Here is a 21,902-nt window from a genome sequence, read left to right on the forward strand (position 1 = left end):
GAATTTTAAAAAATATTTACATTTTTATCCGTTGTAAATAGCAATATATTCTCATATTATGATTATGTTCTTCAGCATACCCTCCTAAAAAGAGTATGACTTTCCTCAGAGAACTAAGCCCATCTTTGTTATGGGCTTTTTTCTTGACCAGTTCTTATCGAAAGGCATAAAAAAGCCTTTCAAAAGAAAGGCTTTCATTTATATGGCTATACAAAAAATCGTTAAGGCTGCTTCAAATAAGGCCAAGCAGCTTTCATATAAATAAACATCGACCACAACGTCAAAATCACTGCCGCATAAAGCAAAGCGTAGGCCCACATTTCCAGTGGTTTCCAGTTCAACAGGAACACACTAATCGCAATCATCTGGAAAGCAGTTTTATATTTACCCACAGTCGAGACTGCAACGCTCGTACGTGCACCTAATTCAGCCATCCATTCACGCAGCGCAGATACGGTAATTTCACGCGAAATAATCACAATTGCAGCAAAAGCCATTGAGATCGTCGGTTGCCATTGCACCAATACAATCAATGCCGCCGCAACCATAAGCTTATCGGCGACTGGATCAAGGAAACGCCCGAAAGCAGAAGTCTGATTCAAAGTCCGAGCTAAATAACCATCGAACCAATCCGTCACTGCTGCAAGAACAAAGATTGCAGTCAATATCAGATGTCGCATCATTCCCCCATGATGCTCAGCAATCCCAATGGCAGGCGGCCAATAAGCAATTGCCAGAAACACGGGAATAAGGGCAATACGCGCCAAAGTTAAAATATTAGGAATGTTCAGGATTCGCCCTGTGCTCATAAACACCGCCATGTTGTTCGCATCAAATATGCATGTCGCACAAAGGATGTGCCGAGATTGTATCCATGTGTAAGCAACTTTATACGAAATGCACGGCAGTGTCGACTAGGCAAAAACGGCAACTGTTTGTCGAAGTATCGCAATCAGTCGATTTTCATCATCCCAAAGATAGGCATACTCGGTTGAATAACCATGTTCAGCATATTCAGTCACTACTTTGTATTTGAACCAATCCTGTACTTGATGAGCAATCGGCTGCAAATAGGTAATCTGCCAAGTTAATGAGCTTGCAGGTGCAGGGGTTTTAAACATTGGTAACACACCCGGTGGCCACACATCCATCAATCCAAATAGATCGGCCAATTTCATTTCGCGATTTGGATGCAACTGAGGAATAAAACGACACCATCCGCCAAAGTCAGGTACTTTGCTACCAGACATTGGATAATTACCTTCAGCCCAACATAGTTCAAACTGTTGCAAACATTGTGGCATTAAGCCTTCAATATAAGCCGTTTTTTCCAACTGCGCAGGCAATGGATAATCAGGAATTTGCGGTAGATTTTGCACATGAATCCGAGATTCACGCTGCGAACCAAAACTTGCTATTAAAATACTTTGTACAGTATCTGCTTGCCATAACCGCACTTCTAAGGTTGTAACCGATTTACCTTCTCGCAACACCTCCGCCGTGAGTTTAGCCTGCCCTTCTTGCACAGGACCAACAAAGGTCACATTACAACTCAATAACTGCTTTGTTGTATCATGAACCACGCTCTGCGCCTTTTGGATTAATAATCCTGCAACTAAACCGCCAAATACGGTGCGACCTTGTAACCATCCTGAGGGAATATCAATCCACTCTTGATGTTCAACCTGTTGATACAGCGGAAGCAGTGACATTATCTTTCCTTAATCGTCAAACCATCTTATCTTCAAATGTTTTTATCTGTTTGTGAATGATCATTGACGTATCAGTCATTGAGAGATTGAACCAATCGGTCAAGTTATTCGTGCAAAATTTTATAAATCGTTCTCGCCATGACTTCACCCAAACCGGGTACAAGCATCAACTCTTTTTCTGAAGCTTTTAAAACACCTTGTATACCACCAAAATGAGTGAGTAGATCACGACGGCGTTTTGGCCCTAGCCCAGGAATAGCCTCTAAAACTGAACTACTACGGCGTTTATCACGCTTAGCTCGATGTTTGGTAATGGCGAAACGATGCGCTTCATCTCGCACTTGTTGGATGAGGTGCAAAGCTTTATGGTCTTCGGGTAATTGAATCTTAGTCCCATCGGTAAAATGCAGCGTTTCTAATCCCGGTTTACGTCCCTCACCTTTAGAAACACCAATCATAAAAGCATCAAGCGCTAATTCTTGCATGACCTCCATCGCCATATGCAACTGCCCTTTACCACCATCAATCAAGAGTAGATCAGGTAACATATTTTTCTTATAACGGCGTATCAACGCTTGGCGCATCGCCGCATAATCATCACCGCCCGTAATATCCTGAATCGCAAACTGACGATAATCTCGCTTTCTTGCACCGCCCTGATCAAAGACCACACAAGAAGCAATCGGTGCTTCACCCATGGTATGACTGATATCAAAACATTCAATCCGATCAATCGGACGCCCAACCACTTGTTCAAGTTGATGAAAACGCTCGTTCAATTCCAAATGATTACTCAGTTTGCCTTTAATGGCATGTTGCACATTCATTTGTGCCAGTTCTAGCCATTCAGCCCGAGTCTCTCGCACTTTATGCTTGATTTGAACTTTCTTATTGAAGCTTTGCTGTAATGCTTCTTCTAATTGTTTTTGATCGGGAATATCTACATTTACAATCAATTCTGATGGCACTTCATCCGCCACTTGGAAATAGAAATTCGCCATAAAATCATTCAGCATTTGCGCCAAATCATCTCCCAACATATCTGGAAAATAACTTTTTCCACCAAGCATACGTCCATTACGAACATGCATGATTTGTACACAAGTCACACCCGCTTGATAGGCAATCGCCAAAATATCGGCTTCGCCTTTGATCTTAAATACTGCTTGTTGTGCTTGAACCTCGCGCAATAAAGCGAGGCGATCACGATAAAATACGGCTTTTTCAAACTCAAGAGCTTCCGCCGCCTGTTCCATTTTTCCAATCAGCTCTTGATTGAGTTCTTTGGTATCACCCTGTAAAAAACGAATTGAATTGTCCACATCTTCCTTATAGTCCTGAGGGCTAATCAGACCGACACAAGGCGCTGTACAACGTTTAATCTGATACTGTAAACAAGGGCGTTTACGTTGTAAAAAATAACTGTTTTCACATTGGCGCACATTAAATAATTTTTGTAATACAAGCAGCGTATCTCTAGCACTATAGGCACTGGGATAAGGCCCAAAAAACTTGCCGACCTGATGCTTGCCCTTGCCACGCCCACTGGCAATGCGGGGATAGGGCTTGTCTGCCGAGACAAAGATATACACATACGACTTATCATCGCGCAGCATAATGTTGTATGGCGGACGATGTAATTTAATCAGATTTTGTTCAAGTAATAATGCTTCAGTTTCAGAACGAACAACCAAACTTTCGATGTCATAAATTCGCGCGACTAAAGCCTGTGTCTTAGGATGGTCAATCGTTTTAACAAAATAGCTGGATACACGATTCTTTAAGTTTTTGGCTTTCCCGACATACAGTAACTCTCCATCTTTGCCGAGCATTTTATAAACACCAGGCAATTGAGTCATATGAGTCAGGATTTTTTCAATATGTTCACGCGCGTTTGGATTCACAGCAGACTTTCATCATCAGTAATGCTTTCGATGATGTAGTCTGCATAAATCAATTTCAAGTCAATTGAGCCAAAATGCATCAATTCAATAACTCAAATAACACCTATCATTTAAAAACTCGACTCAATACTTGATCAGCGCTCTTAAATGCAGACTCATGAAAGAAATCATAGGCTAGTTCATTCGTTGGAGCGATTGGATTAACTTCTCTAGCTGTATGCTAAAAACCCCAATATTCCCTAGACTGATGGCGAATCCGAGTGTCTGCTAAATTAAACTCAGTATTGTCCAAGCTGCATTTTGCCAAATATCTTTGCGGATAATATTACTTCCTACACTTAGATGCGACAGATTTTGGGTTGGATAAGATTCAATATAATCTTAAGTACTCAACTGAACTTGTTTTTGCCAACATTAATAAACAAATAAATAACTAAATCATCGTTATAAAAAAACGCCCTTTCGGGCGTTGATCTCATTCAGACTTAAAATACATAAGGTCGAATAAAAATTAAGAAAAATAGCCCTAACATGATGAACCATTTCAAAAAATAATATAAACCACGATTGCTTGCTTTTAAGGCTTTGGCTTTTAAACGAAACTGATAAACATAACCAAAGACTTTATTTAAGCCACCTGTTTGATCGCCTGCCTCATTAGGTGAACTGGCTGCGGTCATGACACTTTTACCAAACCAATGATTAAACTTTTCCATAAAACGGGTTTTTAATGGGCGTTCTACATCAGCGAAAAAGATAATACGATTCTGGTTCGTCGTGTTTTCCGCATAATGGATATAGGTTTCATCAAACACCACACTTTCACCATCACGCCACGAATATCGCTGACCATCAACATCAATAAAACAGCGATCATCATTTGGTGTAATCAAACCTAAATGGTAACGCAATGAACCCGCATAAGGATCACGATGGCGAACTAAACGGCTATCTGGTGCTAACTCAGTAAACATCGCAGCTTTAATTGTTGGAAGCGTTTTTAATAATGCGGTTGTTTTTGGGCAAAGTTCAGCAGCAGATGGATGTGCCGAGTCGTACCATTTCAAATAGAAACGTTTCCAACCTGTTTTAAAGAAGGAGTTGAAACCGAGGTCATCATAACTACTTGAAGCTTTAATCCCACCTTTGTCATATAAAGCTTTGGCTTCGTCTCGAATCATTTCCCAATTTTCATCTAAAACTTTTAAATCTTTAAAATACTGCGTATCAATATAAGGTTGATTCGGTACTTTAGAAAACATGTACATTAAAAAGTTTATAGGTGCAAGAATCGTTGAATGATCGAAAAATTGACGATAAAACGAATGTTTTACTTTACCGCGTCGTTGAATATACAAAGCTGAAATGATAAAAATCGCTAAAATGATCCATTTAACCATTGAAAAAATCGACCAAAAAAATGAATCTCGGAATTTTATCATCGTCTTTTTTAATTTCTAGCCAATTTTGGTTCAACAATTTTTTCCACTTGATTCATTAGATAAAATAAACAATAAATATCATGTATATATAAAAATAAATCTTCTAATAAAAATTGTTATTTTTTTATTTTTTGCTGTTTTTTGACCAAATACATTTTTGCATCAGCTTCATGAATCAAAGTAGATGCATCTAAATAACCATCAACATGATCTGTTTGTTTTACACCGATACTCAAAGTAATACTCGGCTCAATATGATAAACATACTGTAGTAATCTTGGAACGAAACTTTCGAGTGCCTGTGCTTCAGTACAACGTGGAAACACAATACAAAACTCATCTCCACCACATCTAAAACAATGATCATCCAAACGTGCAACAAATCGAATCGCATCCGCTACAACTTTTAACATTTGATCACCTTTAGAATGCCCAAAATTATCATTAATGATTTTAAAATCATTGATGTCAATAAATACGACTGTAACGGGTTCTAAACTTCGTTCAGCCGCATAAATTGTCGAATTTAAAATACGATTTAAATGTCTCACATTTAATAGTCCTGTGAGCGGATCAGTTTGAGATAAAGCTTCCATTTGCTGAGCCCGATCTTCTAACACAGAAGCATATTGCTCAATTTTTTCTTTAGACGCCTTCAACTCACTGACCAAACTCCACACATAGGTTTCTACAACCAGCGAAATATCAAACATAAATAACTTTTCTAAAGTAGAACGTATTTGATGAAAATTCTCTGTATCGCCTAATTGTTGTTGAATCATTGATATCAGCATGATTTTGAGATGATAGACGGCGGATAAATATAATTTGGGTTCGACACCAATTCGTTTATGCACTAAACCGATTCTCAATCGATTATTGACATAATTGGCATCATAATTACCTGAAAAAAGTTCTACCAAGTATTGGCGTTGTGCATGTTGTAACCGAGATAAAGTGTCTATATCGCCAATCAGTGAAGCAATCTCCGAAATCGAGGTTTGCTGTTGATAAAAGGTAATCACAACTTGGTCAAGTAAATACTCAAGATCAATTTGTTCCCCTAAGTCAACCAACTGCTGTAATTCTTGATGACTTAAACTAAGCAAAGATCGTCGATATTCAATTTCTTCAATCGAAATATGCATTTGTTTCATCAATGTTTGGTCTGTTGGTTTCATCTTTTACCCAGCCTTCCCTAAACAGGTTTGTTTTTTTATTCAGCTTCCCAACCACATCATCAACAAATAATTATTTTTCTATTCGTTTTCATATAAACCCTAAAAACAGCTATAACTAACATTTTTTGTCATAAAATCAAACTATGTCTCATTTTAAAAACAAAAAAAATCTTTCAAAATCCTTTTTCTAACAAAGAGTTAACAACAAAATATTGCTTTCGCTATATCTATAATAAAGCAATAAATAAGCCATAACTTTAGCAACTTCACTTAAAGCTTAAATATGCTAATAAAAAATATACGAATTTAAAAATGATTTATGGGTTGCTTAATACAATTTTTACGTTTAAAACCGATAAGCACATGACTAAAATCAATAAACTTTTCACTGTTTTTAAAGGAAAAAATAGCTTTCTATTTTTATACAAGCCTTAGAAATAAATTCTTTAAAAGAATAGATGACCCTAGCGTCACGGCTTGATACAACTTGTTATGTCCTTTTTGGATATAGTTATCGTAAGATTAGCAAAGCATTTTGTGTGCGCTAACGCATACACGCTTTATGACATCAACTCAGAATCCTCCACAACAAGGGAGATCAGGCATGATCCACGCTGGCAATGCCATTACCGTCCAAATGCTTGCGGACGGAATTGCAGAATTCCGCTTTGACTTACAAGGTGAGTCGGTTAATAAATTTAACCGTGCAACCATCGAAGACTTCCAAGCAGCAATTGCTGCGGTTAAAGCCAATAACGACATTAAAGGCTTAGTTGTTACCTCTGGTAAATCAACATTTATCGTGGGTGCAGATATTACTGAATTTGGCGACAACTTCGCTGCTGGTGAACAAGCAATTGTTGATTGGCTTATGCCTGTACATGACGTCTTCAATAGCTTTGAAGATTTAGACATCCCTAAAGTTGCTGCGATTAATGGTACAGCGCTTGGTGGTGGTTTTGAAATGTGCTTAGTGTGTGACTACCGTGTCATGTCTGAGCAAGCTCAAGTTGGCTTACCAGAAATCAAACTCGGTATCTATCCTGGTTTTGGTGGTAGCGTACGTTTAAGCCGTTTAATCGGTATCGACAATGCCGTTGAATGGATGGCAATGGCGAATCCTAAGAAGCCAGCTGCTGCACTGAAAGATGGTGCTGTAGATGCGGTTGTTGCTGCTGACAAACTTCAAGAAGCTGCTGTTGACTTAGTTAAACAAGCTATTGCTGGTCGTTTGAACTGGAAAGCAAAACGTCAAGAAAAATTAGACGCAATTAAATTGAATCCACTTGAACAAATGATGGCATTCAATACAGCAAAAGGTGCGGTACTTGCAAAAGCAAACCCTGCTCAATACCCTGCGCCAAAATTATTGCTTGATTCATTACAAGCAGGTGCAAGCTTAACACGTGATGACGCATTAAAAGCTGAAGCTCAAGGTTTTGCTAAAGCAGCAATTACTCCACAAGCTGGCGCATTGATTGGTTTATTCATCAATGACCAAGTTGTGAAGAAAACGGCGAAGAAATATGAAAAAGGTGCTCATCCTGTAAACCAAGCAGCTGTTTTAGGTGCTGGTATCATGGGTGGTGGTATTGCTTACCAAGCGGCGAGCAAAGGCACTCCAATCATCATGAAAGATATTGGTAATCCACAACTTGCTTTAGGTATGAAAGAAGCGAATGGCTTGTTGACTAAACAAGTTGAACGCAAAAAAATGAAACCTGCGCAAATGGGTGAAACGCTTGCTCGCATCCGTCCAACTTTAAGCTACGATGAGTTTAAAGAAGTAGACATCGTGATCGAAGCTGTCACAGAGAACCCTAAAGTAAAAGGTATCGTACTTGCAGAAACTGAGAAAAATGTTCGTGACAATACGATTATTGCCTCAAACACTTCAACGATTTCAATTACGCGTTTAGCAGAAAACTTACAACGTCCTGAAAACTTCGTTGGTATGCACTTCTTCAACCCAGTACACATGATGCCATTGGTTGAAGTGATTCGTGGTGAGAAAACCTCTGAAGAAGCGATCGCAACAACTGTTGTTCTTGCTCAGAAAATGGGTAAAACACCAATCGTTGTCAACGACTGCCCAGGTTTCTTAGTTAACCGTGTATTGTTCCCTTACTTTGGTGCATTCGACCTTCTTGTAAAAGATGGCGCGGATTTCCAACAAGTGGATAATGTCATGGCGAAATTCGGCTGGCCAATGGGTCCTGCATACTTGATCGACGTTGTTGGTATCGATACAGGTGTACATGGTGCAGAAGTGATGGCTGAAGGTTTCCCTGACCGTATGAAGCCTGACTACAAAGGTTCGATCCAAGCGATGTATGAAGCAAAACGTCTTGGTCAGAAGAATGACGTTGGTTTCTACAAATACGTGTTAGATAAGAAAGGTAAGAAAGCGAAAACTGTTGATCCAACAGCTTACGAAATCATTGCGCCTTTCGTTACTGGTGAAAAACGCGAGTTTGACAACCAAGAAATCATTGACCGTATGATGCTTGCTTTCTGTAACGAAACAGTTCGTTGCTTAGAAGACAACATCGTTGCAACTGCTTCTGAAGCAGATATGGCGATGATCATGGGTGTAGGTTTCCCTCCATTCCGTGGTGGTCCATGCCGTTATATCGACCAAACAGGTGTTGCTGAATACGTTGCGCTTTGCGACAAATATGCACATTTAGGTAAAGCTTATGAAGCGCCACAAATGTTGCGTGACATGGCTGCTAACAACAAAAAATTCTACGGTTAAGGAGCGACGTGAATGGCTACTTTAAATCCACGTGACGTTGTGATTGTTGATGGCGTTCGTTCTGCCATGGGCAAATCACGTAACGGTATGTTCCGCAATGTTCGTGCCGACAGTTTATCTGCTGAATTAGTACGTGCACTTGTTGCTCGTAACCAGTTTGATACCAATGAAGTTGAAGACATCATTTGGGGCTGTGTAAACCAAACTTTAGAGCAAGGTATGAACATTGCTCGTAATATTGGTTTATTGGCTGACATTCCAAAAACTGCTGGCGGTCAAACAGTAAACCGTCTTTGTGGTTCTTCTATGCAAGCACTTCATACTGCTGCTGCACAGATTGCAACCAACCAAGGTGACATCTTCATCATCGGTGGTGTAGAGCATATGGGTCACGTAGGTATGATGCACGGCATCGACCTTAACCCTGAAGCATCTAAACACTATGCAAAAGCATCGAACATGATGGGCTTAACTGCTGAAATGTTAGGTCGTATGAACGGTATCTCTCGTGAAGAGCAAGATGCTTTCGGTGTTGAATCTCACCGCCGTGCTTGGGCTGCAACTCAAGAAGGTCGTTTCAAAAATGAAATCGTGGGTGTTGAAGGTCATGATGCTAATGGCTTCAAAACCCTTTGCGACATCGACGAAGTGATTCGTGCTGACGCAAACCTTGAAGCATTCAAAGCGCTGAAACCAGTTTTCGATCCTAAAGGTGGTTCAGTAACAGCAGCAACTTCTTCTGCTCTTTCTGACGGTGCTTCTGCAATGTTGTTGATGTCAGCTGAACGTGCTGCATCTTTAGGTTTAAAACCTCGTGCTGTGATTCGCTCTATGGCGATTGCAGGTTGTGATGCTGCGATCATGGGTTATGGTCCAGTTCCAGCAACTCAAAAAGCGCTTAAACGTGCTGGTTTAACGATGGCGGATATCCAAACGATCGAATTAAACGAAGCATTTGCTGCTCAAGGCTTATCAGTCATGAAAGGCTTAGGCATTTATGACAAACAAGACATCATCAACTTAAATGGTGGTGCGATTGCATTAGGTCACCCATTGGGCTGTTCTGGTGCGCGTATCACAACAACATTGTTGAACGTGATGGAACAACAAGATACTCAAATCGGTCTTGCGACCATGTGTATCGGTCTTGGTCAAGGTATCGCGACCATTATCGAACGTGTTTAATCGACACTGAGATAAAGAGAAAATCCCCGCTATATGCGGGGATTTTTATCTTAATCAATGATATAAGCTATGGTTGTCTAAAATCTTTTAAACCATTTTGAATTTGCTGCTGTAATAGCAAAATATCATTCAAATTGACTTTAATCGAACCATCACGAATGCCATCAATATTGTTTCGATTTATATTAAGTGGCTCTAATATTTTAAATACACCATTAGTTGGATCAGATGATTGAAAACCTGAGGCCACCGCTAGAATATACTCTTGTAACCCAGGTGAAACTTGAGATAAGCCTGACTGCACCTTTGGTTCAAATTCAACTGCACTAATATTCTCAGGAATTTCTGCATTCTGCATATCAGTATGAGTTTTATAAATACGATGCTGAAGTGCTTGACGTACTTTTTTATCTTCTTGAAATGGAGTAGGTCCTACAACTTCTTCACGTAATTCAGATTCAGCCATAATACGAATGGTTGGTAAAGTTTCAACCTCTTCGGCATGTACTGCTGAAAATCCAACCAAAGTAAATACCATCATCAGCGCTGATCGTTTTAGAAAGTTCATCACTTGCTCCAAAAATCATTCACCATAAACATTGAATAAAAATAGCTATAAATTAAGCCTACAATAAAGTGATATTGAATTCTGTATCACTCTGATAAACGGTAAATAGGATTATTTTTTTGAACGTAAGATAAAATGAGCGAATCAAACAATGTGTCTGATCTTTGTAAAATGAATAGATAAAAGAGGAAAAAATCTCGCATAAGCTCGTTTTTTTGATTACTGTGCTCGAGTGAATTTATAAATATTGATTATTTTATATACTTTAAAAAGCGATTAGGAGAAATGGATGATTTCAACTCTAATTAAAATGACTACAGCAATATCGATTACAGGATTATGTTTAGCAGGTTGTGCAACCAAAACCCTTATTACCAAAGACAGTAAAGCTTATATTCGCACAAACAAGGTTACTTTGGTTGAAGATAGTGTCATTGCATTTGGAAGACCTGCTCAACAATCTGCAAATTTACCTAAAGATAGTCTCGTAATCGCAGGGCAAAAGAATAGCTATATCCTTACCCAAGGTGGATCTCAATTTGTGAGTTTAATCACAAAGCTCGACCCCAAAAATATTCAAATTACACGTGAGCTAAGCTTTTATTCTGAAAAAAATGATGGCAATTTTTCAGGCACACTCCCCCTTTCATATATAAAACTAAAAGAAGACTTGAGCAAAAAAGATTTAGAGTTTTTCATTGAGAATGGTGCGAGAGAATGTTCTTCTTCAAGTGATGAACGTATGCAAGCTCAACGCTTCTGTTTCGATATCAAACTCGCTGGTGTTGTTTATCCTACTGCAAATAATCTAAGCTCACTCAAAGCATTAAGTAAGCCTTACCAAATCTCTATCTATACCAATAAAGAAGAAAGTTATAAATCAAAATCAGGTATGAATCCTTTGGAAAAACTGGTATTGCTCCCTTTTGCCGTGGCGATTGATGTGGTGAGTCTACCTTTCCAAGCAGCAGAAAAGATCTTTGATTAAGCTTAAGCTCGAACTCAGTCATGCAATGATGTATACAAGGCATCATTGCATCACGAAATTATAATTCTTCATCTAATACTGCAACATTGTTTTGCTTAATTTTATCCATCTTCTGATTTAATCTGAGCACATCTTGATAAAGCGCATTAAACTTTTTGACTTGTGCTGTTTCCTTAAAAAGAATCTTGTTATCTTCTCTTTGCCAAGGATCAGTTTTTAACATATCAAACATCGCTTGTGCTTTCTCAATCACGTGTTGTTCAATCGGAAAAATGTCATGCGCCTTGTCTGTTTTCAGGTTATTTTGCAGTTTTTCTTGTAAAGATTTTCTCATTTCATGATGAATGGCGAGATTTTTTGCTTGTTCAAGTGAATCTGCCTGTATTTTCTGTCTCTTTATTCCATATTCAGTCGAGATTTTTCGCACATCCTGAAGCATCTTTTCAGTCTCACGATAACTTTTTTGACGGTCTAGATCTAAACGTTCGACATCTAGAAAAGTATCCCAATTTGCTGCTTTGAGTTGTCTTAAATAAGCGTTTCTTGCCTCAACATTTTGCATCCAATAACTAAGTAGAAACTCGGACATCAACTTATAATCACCAGATAAACGATCATCATGTACGTTGAGTTGTATAGGCTTGCTCCAATCCTGCGCTTGATCATAGAGCCCACGCATTTTTTCAGCCATAACAATTTCAAACATTTGTTCGGTATTGGCTGCATTTTGCTTTAAGCGATATTGATAGAAAAAGAATGTACCCAAACAAATCACGACGGCAGTTAAAAATAATAAAAAACGGCGCATATAGCCTCCAAGTATATTTATATTTTTTATGTTTTGACTTTAAGCTTAATCAGTCAAACATAGACTGTTAATTGATTTTTATTTCATTTTTCGTAACGGAGCATTACATTTTCATCGCTTTAAATTTCGTACTTTCGCCCCTATTATCAAATCAACTGAAATTGTAGAGATATGCCATGCGCGTAGATATTTGGTCAGATGTCGTTTGCCCTTTTTGTTATATTGGGAAAAAGCGTCTTGAACATGTTGCTGAACAAGCAGGAATTGAGCTTGATATTCATTGGCATAGCTTTGAACTCGATCCAGATGCACCTGCCAAACATGAGACTTCGAATACGGAACGCTTAGCAAAGAAATATGGGCGTAGCTTTGCTGACATGGAAGAAATGGAACGTAATGTTGCGGCTATGGCAGCGACTGAAGGCATTGATTTTCAATGGCAAAAAGCCAATTCAGGCAACAGCTTTAATGCACATCGTATTATCCATTTGGCTCAAAGCAAAGGTTTGGGTAACGAAGCAAAAGAAGCTTTTTTTCATGCTTATATGACTGAAGGTCTTGCAATTGGTGAACGTGAAGTGGTTGAAGAAATCGCTTCACGGATTGGTTTGGATCATGCTGAAGTCGAGTATATATTGAATTCAGATGAACTGGCAGATTTTGTTCGCCATGATGAAAAAATTGCACATGAGCAATTAAATGTAACGGGTGTACCCTTTTTTGTTTTTAATCAAAAACTAGTACTTTCAGGCGCACAACCACGTGAGATTTTCTTACAAGCATTACAACAAGCTCAATCTGCTTCTACAGAAGAAATTCAGCAAACAGAGGCGGCTCAATGTAGCGATGATCAATGCGAAATTAAGCCCTAACAAGCTTGCTAAAATACAAGCTTCAGCAACTGTCTGAAGCTTGTGTGCAGCGAACTATTCAAACTAGATGTGATGGCTACGTCACCTATTATCTTAAAAAGCATACCGTTTATCTCTAGTGGTAAATTCTGTAACAAACTAAGTATTTTATTGATCAACTTTTAACTAAAAAAAATGTGATTAAAATCACACTAAAGTGATAGATTTATAGATATACTTCCCCAGTGCGATCTATTTATCCGATTTATTGTTTTAAAATGTTGATACTTTGAAAGCCAAAACATGATCAAAATCTCTATTTGGAATAACTAAATGAGATTTTTTACTAACTTGCAGTCTATAGATTTTGCATATTTTTCTTCTATAATCGTCATAAAGTGACATTCTTTTGTTATGAAAATTCAAGAGTTACAAGCCCTGATAAATGGTCAGATTCAACCCGAACAAATATGTATTGAGCAACTTGTAGCCTTGGCTAGACAGCATAATTTGACGAATACATCTGAATACAAACTGTTAGATGATGCTGTGAATATTGTACTTATTCATTATTTAAAACAGGCTCAAGCCTATCTCTAAGGAAACTATCAATGGACGTATTAGAGAAAGCATTATTGGTTGATGAGCTCAAACATCTGATTGTTGGGCTAAACAACGATAAAAACTCACTTTTTGAGATCGCAAAATCAAAGCAACGTATTAAGGATATTTGTGCTTCTTGTGACGATCCATTGTTTCAAGAACAACTCACTCCATTTAAAGAATTTATTCAACAAGAAGAATTTTCGGCTGAAGAATTAGAAAGCTTTGGGTATGCACTCACTTATTGTGGAACATTTAAATTTATGGGGCGTGTTGAACATGCTTTATTTGCATCAGGCGACATGGGATGGGCAGCTTTACGTCAGTCACAGCATTGGCAAATTTGGGTTATTCGTCCTGCATTGTCTTTTATAAAGAGCCCTTGGTTTACATCTACTCGACAAGCACTTGAATGGATTCAAACGAGTACAAGTGATTATATAAAAACAGATGATGAACTCAAAAGTCTTATTCCTGTTTTAGAGCCAATTCATCAAACTTCAACAAATTTATCATTAGATTCAAATCAGACAATTCACAAGGACAGATTATCTGCTATGAGAGAAGAAACTGCGAATTTTGAAGCACAACTCGAAGCAATTATTCAGGAAAGAATTCAATCTGTACCCAATACTCCAACACCAAGTATTCCAACGGTCGCAAAGCCTAAACCAAGTTTTAGACAAAATGTGCGTCCTGTTGCAAATCTAAATAAAGCGAAACCTGTTGCACTAAAAGATTTTAATTTAGATGGACTCGTATGTCGCTTAGAGCGTATCGATCCTAAAACATTTCCATCTTTATATCGTGTAGAGCTACACGATGAGATTAATCAAAATATTAAAATTGATTGGTTATATTTAAAAGCTGAGAATGACGTTCAACCTATTTGGCAAACAGCTCAAATCTTTGTTGCTGAACAGCTTTATGCTCAAGGACAGTTTTCACATTATGTCGTCCTTATTGGTACTCATAGTGTCGAATATGCTGCAACAATCTTACAAGCTTATACAGACCAACGTCATACTCAAACAAGCTCGATTCATCAAACAGACTGGGTTATTTTTAAACAACATTATCACCAACATGAAACACTATTTAATGAATGTATCATGAATGGTAATCAAGTTTGGCAGCGTAGTGAGCGATCTTACCCTTATATTCCTGCTGCCTTTATTAACACGCAAAAGTTTATTCCTTTTGAAGAAACAACAGCGACTTTTCTGACGCCAGTCATCCTACTCAAAGAGCGTCAAAAAATCAGAGTGCTACACGGCGCAGAACGCGTAAAATTATCGAGCGAAGATCAAGCTTATCCGTATCTATTGTTAGATCGTGCAGACGGCTATACATGGCAATTAATACGTCAAGTGATTAGCCGTCTCCCTCAACCAATTTCAGTTCACGATCTCTATCAAGCACTCGAAAATGCGGATGTTTCAGCGACCTAAATATCCATTTTTAAGACACATCTAATCCACCATCAAACTTGTGATTGCTTATTGCAAGTTTCATGGTGGATTTTCACAAATACTCATTCAAATTTTCAAACGTATTGTTAAATTGCTGTTTTTTGTGTCTTTAGCTTGATTTTATTGCTTGAATAATCAAAAGTTAAATGAAGAACAATATATAAGTTTTAACTATGACGACTTTAAATCAAACAGTACCATCATATATTTTATATACGCTCATTGCACTTCCATTCGGTTTATCAACAACTGTCAATGCTGCAACTAAATCGGTTGAACAAACTGAGAATAATATTCCCAAAGCGGAAATATCAAATCAAGAAAATTTCTTAGACTATATTCCTAAATGGGTAGATGCGAGCCCCGCCGTTCTTCCTGAACAATCTGATCAATCTATTGTTCCTCCAACCACTGAAACTGAGAATAAAACTTGGGTTGATCGTAAACAGCGTGATATTCGCAACTGGGCTGATCGAACCTCGGTTAAGATTGATGACTGGTTTGGTGATGTCGACCCTGAAAAACCAGCTTCAGCAACGATTCGTTTTATGTTGGACAATTATTGGAATGAATATGATAACTATGAAGTTAAACCTCGTATTCGAGGAAAAATCAAACTTCCAACTTTAGAAAAAAAATTTAGCGTAGTTTTTGGTGATGATTCTCTAGATGACGAATTTAAAAACAATATTGCCAATACCAATACACAACCAAATCAAGATCCAAATAAAAAACTTGATTCGAAACAAACACGTGACAGCAATGGTTCTATTGCATTACGTTGGTCTAATTTCTCCAAAAAGCTACCATTTGATACAGATGCAGATATTGGTATTCGTTCTGGTGATGATGTTTACTTACGTCTAAGAGCTGAGAAGCATTGGGATTTGCACAATGATTTCCACTTTAATGCTGAACAAATCTATCGATATGGTAGTCAAAGTGAGAACTATTTGCGTACAAATTTAGAATTGATACATGCCCGCCCTAACCAACCTTTTCTTTCAAATCAATTCAGTTTAACTTACGCTGACAAGCAAGATGATGATTTGTTATGGGACAATCGCATTTTCCGCCAACACCAATTCTTTGCGCATAACAATTTTAATTACGGCCTCTATACGGGTGGCTATTACAACAATAATGACTTACGTCTAAACAGTTGGGGCCCATTTGTCTCATGGCGGCAACCTCTGTGGCGTGAATGGTTTTATGTGCAGGGCGATCTGAACTATTTCAATGATCATCGCGAGGATCGAAATCATTATGTGAGTACTTTCGTTCGTCTTGAAACGTTGTTCTGATGAAAATATCAACACAACTGTGGATAACTTAAATGTTATCCATAGATATACAAAACCTCTGCCGAAGCAGAGGTTTTTAGGTCAAATCACTTATTGTAATAACAAGCTGTTGATACGTTTGACATAAGCCGCAGGATCTTCTGGTAGGCCACCTTCAGCAATTACCGCCTGATCGAAGATCACATTCGCGAGATCATCAAACTGTGCTGAGTTTTCTAGTTTTCTTACCAATGGATGTTCAGGGTTAATTTCCAGCGTTGGCTTGCTTTCAGGAACCGCCTGACCTGCCTGTTTCAACATGCGAATCAATTGCGGAGAAAGCTCACCCTCACTCGTTACCAAACATGCTGGTGAATCCACCAAACGTGTCGTTACTCGCACTTCTTTGGTTTTGTCTTTCAATGAGCTGCTTAAACGCTCCACCACAGGTTTAAATTGTTCAGCGGCTTCCTCAAGCGCCTTTTTCTCATCCGCATCCTGTAGATCACCAAGATCAACTGCACCTTTAGACACGTTCTGTAATGGCGTACCATCAAACTCAAAGACAAAATTCATTGCCCACTCATCAACACGATCTGCCATGAGTAAAACTTCAATGCCTTTCTTCTTGAATACTTCAAGTTGTGGTGAGTTTTTCGCAGCCGTTAAATTATCCGCAGTCACATAATAAATCGCTTTCTGTCCTTCTTTCATACGTGCTTTATAGTCGGCAAAAGAAGTACTGATTTCATCATTGCTAGAAGTTGCATAACGCAATAACTTCAAGATACGCTCACGATTACCCGTGTCTTCACCTAAACCTTCTTTTAATACCGAACCAAACTCAGTGTAGAAAGCTTTAAATTTCTCTTGGTCTTTTTCATCTTCCGACTTTGCTAAACCATCCAATAAAGTCAAGACACGACGCGCATTGCCTTCACGAATGGTTTTTACATCACGGCTTTCTTGAAGTAATTCACGGCTGACATTTAATGGTAAATCCGCACTGTCCACCACGCCTTGAACAAAACGTAAATAGTTTGGAATGAGGTTGTCTGCTTCATCCAAAATGAATACACGCTTCACATACAATTTGATGCCCGCTTTTGCTTCACGTGTAAACAGATCTTGTTTAGCCTGACTTGGGATATACAATAATTGCGTATATTCAGTGCTACCTTCCACGCGGTTATGCGCCCATGCTAGAGGTTCTGCAAAGTCATGGCTGAGATTTTTATAAAAGTCGATGTATTGCTCATCAGTGATTTCGCTCTTACTACGTGTCCATAACGCACTCGCTGAGTTAATCGCTTCCCATTCATCCGTCTTCACCATCTGACCGCCTTTAGGCTCTTCACCTTCAGCGACTTCCTCTTCTTGCCAGATTTCTTTTTGCATTTCGATTGGCAAGCTGATGTGATCTGAATACTTATTGATGATTTGTTTAACTTTCCACGACTCTAAATAGTCGAGTGCATCATCACGTAAATGCAAGATGATATCGGTACCACGGGTTGCTTTCTCAATTGTTTGAACTTCGAACTCGCCCGTTCCACCACTGATCCAACGCACACCTTCGGCAGCATCCAGACCTGCACGGCGCGACTCCACCGTGATTTTATCGGCAACAATAAAGCCAGAATAAAAACCAACACCAAATTGACCAATTAACTGTGCATCTGCTTTCTGATCACCACTTAACTTGGACATAAAATCTTTAGTGCCCGATTTTGCAATCGTACCAAGATTCTCTATCGCCTCTTGTTGGCTCAAACCAATACCATTATCGGAAATAGTTAAAGTTTTATTCTCTTTATTCAAGCTCACACGAACATGTAAGTTTGCATCATTTTCATAATATTCAGGGTGATTAATCCCTTCAAAACGCAGCTTATCGCAGGCATCCGATGCATTGGAAATCAGTTCACGTAAGAAAATTTCTGGGTTGGAATACAGCGAATGTGTTACCAAATGTAATAACTGAGCAACTTCAGCTTGGAAACTATAATTTTGTGCGACTTGTTCACTCATAAATCACTCCTTATCTTGAGGCTTATATATTTGGAATGATTTATGAATGGTGCATATCTTGAATATTTCAATCCTTGTGTTTTATTTTTTCAGTTAAAAAATGCACAAAAGAACAATTAGAATGGTCCTTGGCTCAATATACGTGTTTGTAGAAGTTGATCCAATTGCTGTTGTCTTTGTGCATAAGCAAGACGAAGACAAGAAGTATTTGCTGCACATGAATTACGCTGTTTCAACCATTGGAATTGCTTATCTTTTTCTGCATCACGCCCTCCCATAGGTAGTGCTTGCAAAATAATTTGGTAAGTTGTTGCCAGTTTTACATCCGCATCATTTAAACCACGATCATTACAAATCTGTTGTTCCGATTTCAATTTTGCAGCTTTGCATGAGAAACTGGCGGCATGGGTTTGAGATAAAATGAGTAATGACATAAGAAATAATGCTGAGCTTAATAATTTTTTCATCACCGATCACAACTTATTAAAAACTCGTTCTTAGCTTACCGCACACTCTGTTTCAAGCTTGTATCTGTTTTATATTGCGATTGCAAAATAAAAAACCTCACGATTTGTGAGGTTTCTTTAAATCTAAATCGTCTTAGAACTTATAGCTATAGCCCAAAGTATAGACCATAGGATTTAGGTCTAAATCAAACTTCGTACCATTAACCAACTTAACTTCAGGGCTAAGATCTGCATATCGAACATCCATATATACACCCCAGTTTTTAGCGTCAGCAGGTTGGAAATTAAAACCTAACTGACCAGCAAAACCATAAGTATTTTTCACGTCATCAACTAAGCCCTTTTCGTGCCATGCAATGAAGGCTGTACCACCAACACCAATATATGGAGTAAATCGAGTTGAATTCTTAAAGTTATATTTTGCTGTGATTGTCGGTGGTAATTGACGAACACTTGCAACTTTCTCACCATTTAATAGAACATCGTGATTAATTGGGTTAGCAAGCAAAACCTCAGCTGAAAAAGGCGTATCACCAAAGAAATATTCTACTGAAGGTGTAAATGCGAATTCATGATCACCTTTAACTACAACACCTGGAGCTAATGTTGTATCTGCAGTTGGCGCAATAACACTACCACCGACCTTAACCTGAAAACCACCTGCAAACGCAGTTGATGATAACCCCAATAATGTAATAACTAATAATTTTTTTAGCATTTAAAAAAACCTCTTTAATCAAAATTTCAACCTATATTTAATAATAATCATGTCTTTTTATTTTATGCAATACATATTAATTCCGACCAATTTAATTATTTTTACAAATATCTGATTAACAACAATATAAATTTGTAAAGATATGTAATTATTTATAAATCAAACTAATTTACTATGATTAACCAATTGAAAACCAAGTGTTTTTATCAGAATTAACCAGCTTAAATATATATTTAAAATAAATCTTTTAAAGTATAAACTAAATAAATTTAGTTTTATTACAAAATAGAATGAGAACTTAATATAATAAACAGGAATAAAAAGACAAAAAATTTCACTTTATTTCTTCTATGATAAATAAATAGAAACTATTCATATCAAGGTGGTTTAAAATAAATATAGTTATTATTTAATAAGCATAATTATTATATTTAATATAAATGATATTTTATTATTTCTTAATATAAAAAATGGTTCCTTATGGAACCATTCTCTATTCATTATAAAACCATTGCTGCGATCCAGCCAAAAATAAGTAGCGGGATATTAAAATGTATAAATGTTGGCACTACAGTATCCCAAATATGATCATGTTGACCATCTACACCTAGTCCTGCTGTAGGTCCTAATGTTGAATCTGAGGCAGGCGAACCTGCATCACCTAATGCAGCAGCAGTACCAATCAATGCAATTGTCGCCAAAGGTGAGAATCCAAATTGTACGCAGAGTGGCACATAAATCACCGCCAGCACAGGCACACTTGAGAAAGATGAACCAATACCGATCGTGACAAACAAGCCAATAAATAGCATCAAGAACGCAGCTAAAGCATGATTATCACCAATGATATGTACAACACCATTCACTAAATGAGTAATGTCGCCTGTATGCGTCATGACTGAAGCAAAACCTGCCGCAGAAATCATGATAAAACCAACTAAGGCCATCATCCGCATCCCTTGCACAAACACATCATCGGCTTCTTGCCATTTAAAAATGCCAGAAGCGGATAACACAGCAAAACCAACAAGGCCACCTAAAATCATCGAACCTGAATACAACTGCGCAACTAAGGTTAAACCGATTGCAAGTAACGCCATAAGCATGGTTTTTTTGGAAATATAAGGTACATTTCTAGCTTCATGCTTCAACTCTTCAGCATCCGCCTTGAGGTCATATTCAGCTTGTGTTGTTGCTCGTAGTGGTTTATCCAAATCAATGCTTGTAACGGGTGAAATTGATCGATCAACATATTCACGGGGCTTACGATAACTAATAAACACAGCGACTAAAGTACCTAAAACCATACCCAAAACAGGTATCGCCATGCCCATAGGCATCATGCTACGTTCTACATGCAAACCATATGCAGCCCCAATTTTATTGATATTCCCCATCAAAATTTGTTCAAGGAAAATGGCGCCAAAGCCCACAGGTAAGAAGATATATGTTCCAACTAAACCCAACGTCAGTACACATGCTGCCGCACGTCGATCAAGCTTGAGGTGGTTCATCACTTTTAACAATGGCGGAACCAATACAGGAATAAAAGCAATATGAACTGGGATTAGATTTTGAGAGAAAATTGCAGCGATGAGTAAAATCGTTAATAAAAGATATTTCACTTTTTTTTCTTGATTTTTACTGGCTTCCATTCCTAATAAACCAATCAGTTTATGTGCAAGTAAATCTGGTAAACCAGATTTAGATAATGCTAAGGCAAAAGCACCTAGAACAGCATAAGCCAAAGCGACTTCAGCACCATCTCCCAGTCCTGCATTAAAAGCTTCTACAGTTTGAGAAAGGCTCAGTCCAGCAACCAAACCACCAATAATGGCTGATATGACCAAAGTGAGAACAACAGAAACACGTGCCAGTGACAAAATAAACATCACGGCAATCGCAATTACGACAGCATTCATGGACAAAAT

The 21,902-nt window shown here is 38.1% G+C and carries 18 protein-coding genes and 1 pseudogene; 7 read left to right on the plus strand and 12 right to left on the minus strand.

Annotation, left to right across the window (positions count from 1 at the left end; all coding sequences use genetic code 11):
• Positions 1–221: 221 nt before the first annotated feature.
• From pgsA to CDG59_RS01305, 6 genes and pseudogenes are all read right to left on the minus strand, one after another.
• Positions 222–809 carry a CDP-diacylglycerol--glycerol-3-phosphate 3-phosphatidyltransferase gene (pgsA, locus tag CDG59_RS01280; protein WP_004674390.1) on the minus strand — a complete coding sequence of 196 codons (588 nt, stop codon included), beginning with the start codon at positions 807–809 and terminating at the stop codon, positions 222–224.
• 105 nt (positions 810–914) lie between these two features.
• Positions 915–1,712 (minus strand): thioesterase family protein, encoded by a 798-nt coding sequence (locus CDG59_RS01285; protein ID WP_087543068.1) that lies wholly within the window; start codon positions 1,710–1,712, stop codon positions 915–917.
• Between the two features lie 104 nt (positions 1,713–1,816).
• Positions 1,817–3,616 carry an excinuclease ABC subunit UvrC gene (gene uvrC / locus CDG59_RS01290; RefSeq protein WP_087543070.1) on the minus strand — a complete coding sequence of 600 codons (1,800 nt, stop codon included), beginning with the start codon at positions 3,614–3,616 and terminating at the stop codon, positions 1,817–1,819.
• Positions 3,617–3,722: 106 nt separating this feature from the next.
• A pseudogene (locus CDG59_RS15405) lies at positions 3,723–4,030 on the minus strand (hypothetical protein); the annotation flags it as partial.
• Positions 4,031–4,101: 71 nt separating this feature from the next.
• Entirely contained in the window at positions 4,102–5,016 is a 915-nt protein-coding gene (gene lpxO, locus CDG59_RS01300) for a lipid A hydroxylase LpxO (protein WP_005162989.1), read from the minus strand.
• 158 nt (positions 5,017–5,174) lie between these two features.
• Positions 5,175–6,239 carry a GGDEF domain-containing protein gene (locus tag CDG59_RS01305; protein ID WP_087543072.1) on the minus strand — a complete coding sequence of 355 codons (1,065 nt, stop codon included), beginning with the start codon at positions 6,237–6,239 and terminating at the stop codon, positions 5,175–5,177.
• Between the two features lie 604 nt (positions 6,240–6,843).
• Between CDG59_RS01305 and fadB the strand changes: the two genes are divergently transcribed.
• On the plus strand, positions 6,844–8,997 hold the full coding sequence (gene fadB, locus CDG59_RS01310) for a fatty acid oxidation complex subunit alpha FadB (RefSeq protein ID WP_087543074.1): 2,154 nt from the start codon (positions 6,844–6,846) through the stop codon (positions 8,995–8,997).
• A 12-nt stretch (positions 8,998–9,009) separates the two neighbouring features.
• On the plus strand, positions 9,010–10,182 hold the full coding sequence (gene fadA, locus CDG59_RS01315) for an acetyl-CoA C-acyltransferase FadA (RefSeq protein ID WP_005163002.1): 1,173 nt from the start codon (positions 9,010–9,012) through the stop codon (positions 10,180–10,182).
• 67 nt (positions 10,183–10,249) lie between these two features.
• Here the strand turns inward: fadA and CDG59_RS01320 are convergent, their stop codons facing one another.
• The gene (locus CDG59_RS01320) at positions 10,250–10,750 is read right to left on the minus strand and encodes a hypothetical protein (protein WP_087543075.1); all 501 of its coding nucleotides are present in this window, start codon (positions 10,748–10,750) and stop codon (positions 10,250–10,252) included.
• A 289-nt stretch (positions 10,751–11,039) separates the two neighbouring features.
• On the opposite strand from CDG59_RS01320, the gene CDG59_RS01325 reads away from it, so the two are divergent.
• On the plus strand, positions 11,040–11,738 hold the full coding sequence (locus CDG59_RS01325) for a hypothetical protein (RefSeq protein ID WP_087543077.1): 699 nt from the start codon (positions 11,040–11,042) through the stop codon (positions 11,736–11,738).
• A 58-nt stretch (positions 11,739–11,796) separates the two neighbouring features.
• Here CDG59_RS01325 and CDG59_RS01330 read toward each other — a convergent pair whose 3' ends face one another.
• Entirely contained in the window at positions 11,797–12,546 is a 750-nt protein-coding gene (locus CDG59_RS01330) for a hypothetical protein (protein WP_087537425.1), read from the minus strand.
• 176 nt (positions 12,547–12,722) lie between these two features.
• Here CDG59_RS01330 and CDG59_RS01335 point away from each other — a divergent pair, with 176 nt between their 5' ends.
• The 4 genes from CDG59_RS01335 to CDG59_RS01350 all read left to right on the plus strand — a co-directional run bounded on the left by CDG59_RS01335 (position 12,723) and on the right by CDG59_RS01350 (position 16,776).
• Positions 12,723–13,418 carry a DsbA family oxidoreductase gene (locus tag CDG59_RS01335; RefSeq protein WP_005163014.1) on the plus strand — a complete coding sequence of 232 codons (696 nt, stop codon included), beginning with the start codon at positions 12,723–12,725 and terminating at the stop codon, positions 13,416–13,418.
• A gap of 393 nt (positions 13,419–13,811) precedes the next feature.
• Positions 13,812–13,997 (plus strand): hypothetical protein, encoded by a 186-nt coding sequence (locus CDG59_RS01340; RefSeq protein ID WP_005163017.1) that lies wholly within the window; start codon positions 13,812–13,814, stop codon positions 13,995–13,997.
• 11 nt (positions 13,998–14,008) lie between these two features.
• On the plus strand, positions 14,009–15,451 hold the full coding sequence (locus tag CDG59_RS01345; RefSeq protein ID WP_087543079.1) for a hypothetical protein: 1,443 nt from the start codon (positions 14,009–14,011) through the stop codon (positions 15,449–15,451).
• Between the two features lie 194 nt (positions 15,452–15,645).
• A complete protein-coding gene (locus CDG59_RS01350) occupies positions 15,646–16,776 on the plus strand; it encodes a hypothetical protein (protein WP_087543081.1) in 1,131 nt (376 codons plus the stop codon).
• A gap of 90 nt (positions 16,777–16,866) precedes the next feature.
• On the opposite strand, the gene htpG is transcribed toward CDG59_RS01350, so the two are convergent.
• From htpG to CDG59_RS01370, 4 genes are all read right to left on the minus strand, one after another.
• Positions 16,867–18,786, minus strand: a complete 1,920-nt coding sequence (gene htpG, locus CDG59_RS01355; RefSeq protein WP_087543083.1) for a molecular chaperone HtpG — start codon at positions 18,784–18,786, stop codon at positions 16,867–16,869.
• A gap of 116 nt (positions 18,787–18,902) precedes the next feature.
• Complete coding sequence (locus tag CDG59_RS01360; RefSeq protein WP_087543085.1) at positions 18,903–19,253, minus strand: lysozyme inhibitor LprI family protein; 351 nt, start codon at positions 19,251–19,253, stop codon at positions 18,903–18,905.
• Positions 19,254–19,386: 133 nt separating this feature from the next.
• Positions 19,387–19,971, minus strand: a complete 585-nt coding sequence (locus CDG59_RS01365; RefSeq protein ID WP_005163031.1) for an OmpW/AlkL family protein — start codon at positions 19,969–19,971, stop codon at positions 19,387–19,389.
• A 500-nt stretch (positions 19,972–20,471) separates the two neighbouring features.
• Positions 20,472–21,893, minus strand: a complete 1,422-nt coding sequence (locus CDG59_RS01370) for a Na+/H+ antiporter family protein (RefSeq protein ID WP_087543087.1) — start codon at positions 21,891–21,893, stop codon at positions 20,472–20,474.
• Between the last annotated feature and the right edge of the window lie 9 nt (positions 21,894–21,902).

Origin of the sequence: Acinetobacter sp. WCHA29 (assembly GCF_002165335.1) — a bacterium.
Lineage (GTDB): Bacteria > Pseudomonadota > Gammaproteobacteria > Pseudomonadales > Moraxellaceae > Acinetobacter.

What these genes read in the sequence shown, in the direction of transcription:
- pgsA (WP_004674390.1), bottom strand. Translation starts at nt 809, where the DNA reads ATGAGCACAGGGCGAATCCTGAACATTCCTAATATTTTAACTTTGGCG.
- CDG59_RS01285 (WP_087543068.1), bottom strand. Translation starts at nt 1,712, where the DNA reads ATGTCACTGCTTCCGCTGTATCAACAGGTTGAACATCAAGAGTGGATT.
- lpxO (WP_005162989.1), bottom strand. Translation starts at nt 5,016, where the DNA reads ATGGTTAAATGGATCATTTTAGCGATTTTTATCATTTCAGCTTTGTAT.
- CDG59_RS01305 (WP_087543072.1), bottom strand. Translation starts at nt 6,239, where the DNA reads ATGAAACCAACAGACCAAACATTGATGAAACAAATGCATATTTCGATT.
- fadB (WP_087543074.1), top strand. Translation starts at nt 6,844, where the DNA reads ATGATCCACGCTGGCAATGCCATTACCGTCCAAATGCTTGCGGACGGA.
- fadA (WP_005163002.1), top strand. Translation starts at nt 9,010, where the DNA reads ATGGCTACTTTAAATCCACGTGACGTTGTGATTGTTGATGGCGTTCGT.
- CDG59_RS01320 (WP_087543075.1), bottom strand. Translation starts at nt 10,750, where the DNA reads ATGAACTTTCTAAAACGATCAGCGCTGATGATGGTATTTACTTTGGTT.
- CDG59_RS01325 (WP_087543077.1), top strand. Translation starts at nt 11,040, where the DNA reads ATGATTTCAACTCTAATTAAAATGACTACAGCAATATCGATTACAGGA.
- CDG59_RS01330 (WP_087537425.1), bottom strand. Translation starts at nt 12,546, where the DNA reads ATGCGCCGTTTTTTATTATTTTTAACTGCCGTCGTGATTTGTTTGGGT.
- CDG59_RS01335 (WP_005163014.1), top strand. Translation starts at nt 12,723, where the DNA reads ATGCGCGTAGATATTTGGTCAGATGTCGTTTGCCCTTTTTGTTATATT.
- CDG59_RS01340 (WP_005163017.1), top strand. Translation starts at nt 13,812, where the DNA reads ATGAAAATTCAAGAGTTACAAGCCCTGATAAATGGTCAGATTCAACCC.
- CDG59_RS01345 (WP_087543079.1), top strand. Translation starts at nt 14,009, where the DNA reads ATGGACGTATTAGAGAAAGCATTATTGGTTGATGAGCTCAAACATCTG.
- CDG59_RS01350 (WP_087543081.1), top strand. Translation starts at nt 15,646, where the DNA reads ATGACGACTTTAAATCAAACAGTACCATCATATATTTTATATACGCTC.
- htpG (WP_087543083.1), bottom strand. Translation starts at nt 18,786, where the DNA reads ATGAGTGAACAAGTCGCACAAAATTATAGTTTCCAAGCTGAAGTTGCT.
- CDG59_RS01360 (WP_087543085.1), bottom strand. Translation starts at nt 19,253, where the DNA reads ATGAAAAAATTATTAAGCTCAGCATTATTTCTTATGTCATTACTCATT.
- CDG59_RS01365 (WP_005163031.1), bottom strand. Translation starts at nt 19,971, where the DNA reads ATGCTAAAAAAATTATTAGTTATTACATTATTGGGGTTATCATCAACT.
- CDG59_RS01370 (WP_087543087.1), bottom strand. Translation starts at nt 21,893, where the DNA reads ATGAATGCTGTCGTAATTGCGATTGCCGTGATGTTTATTTTGTCACTG.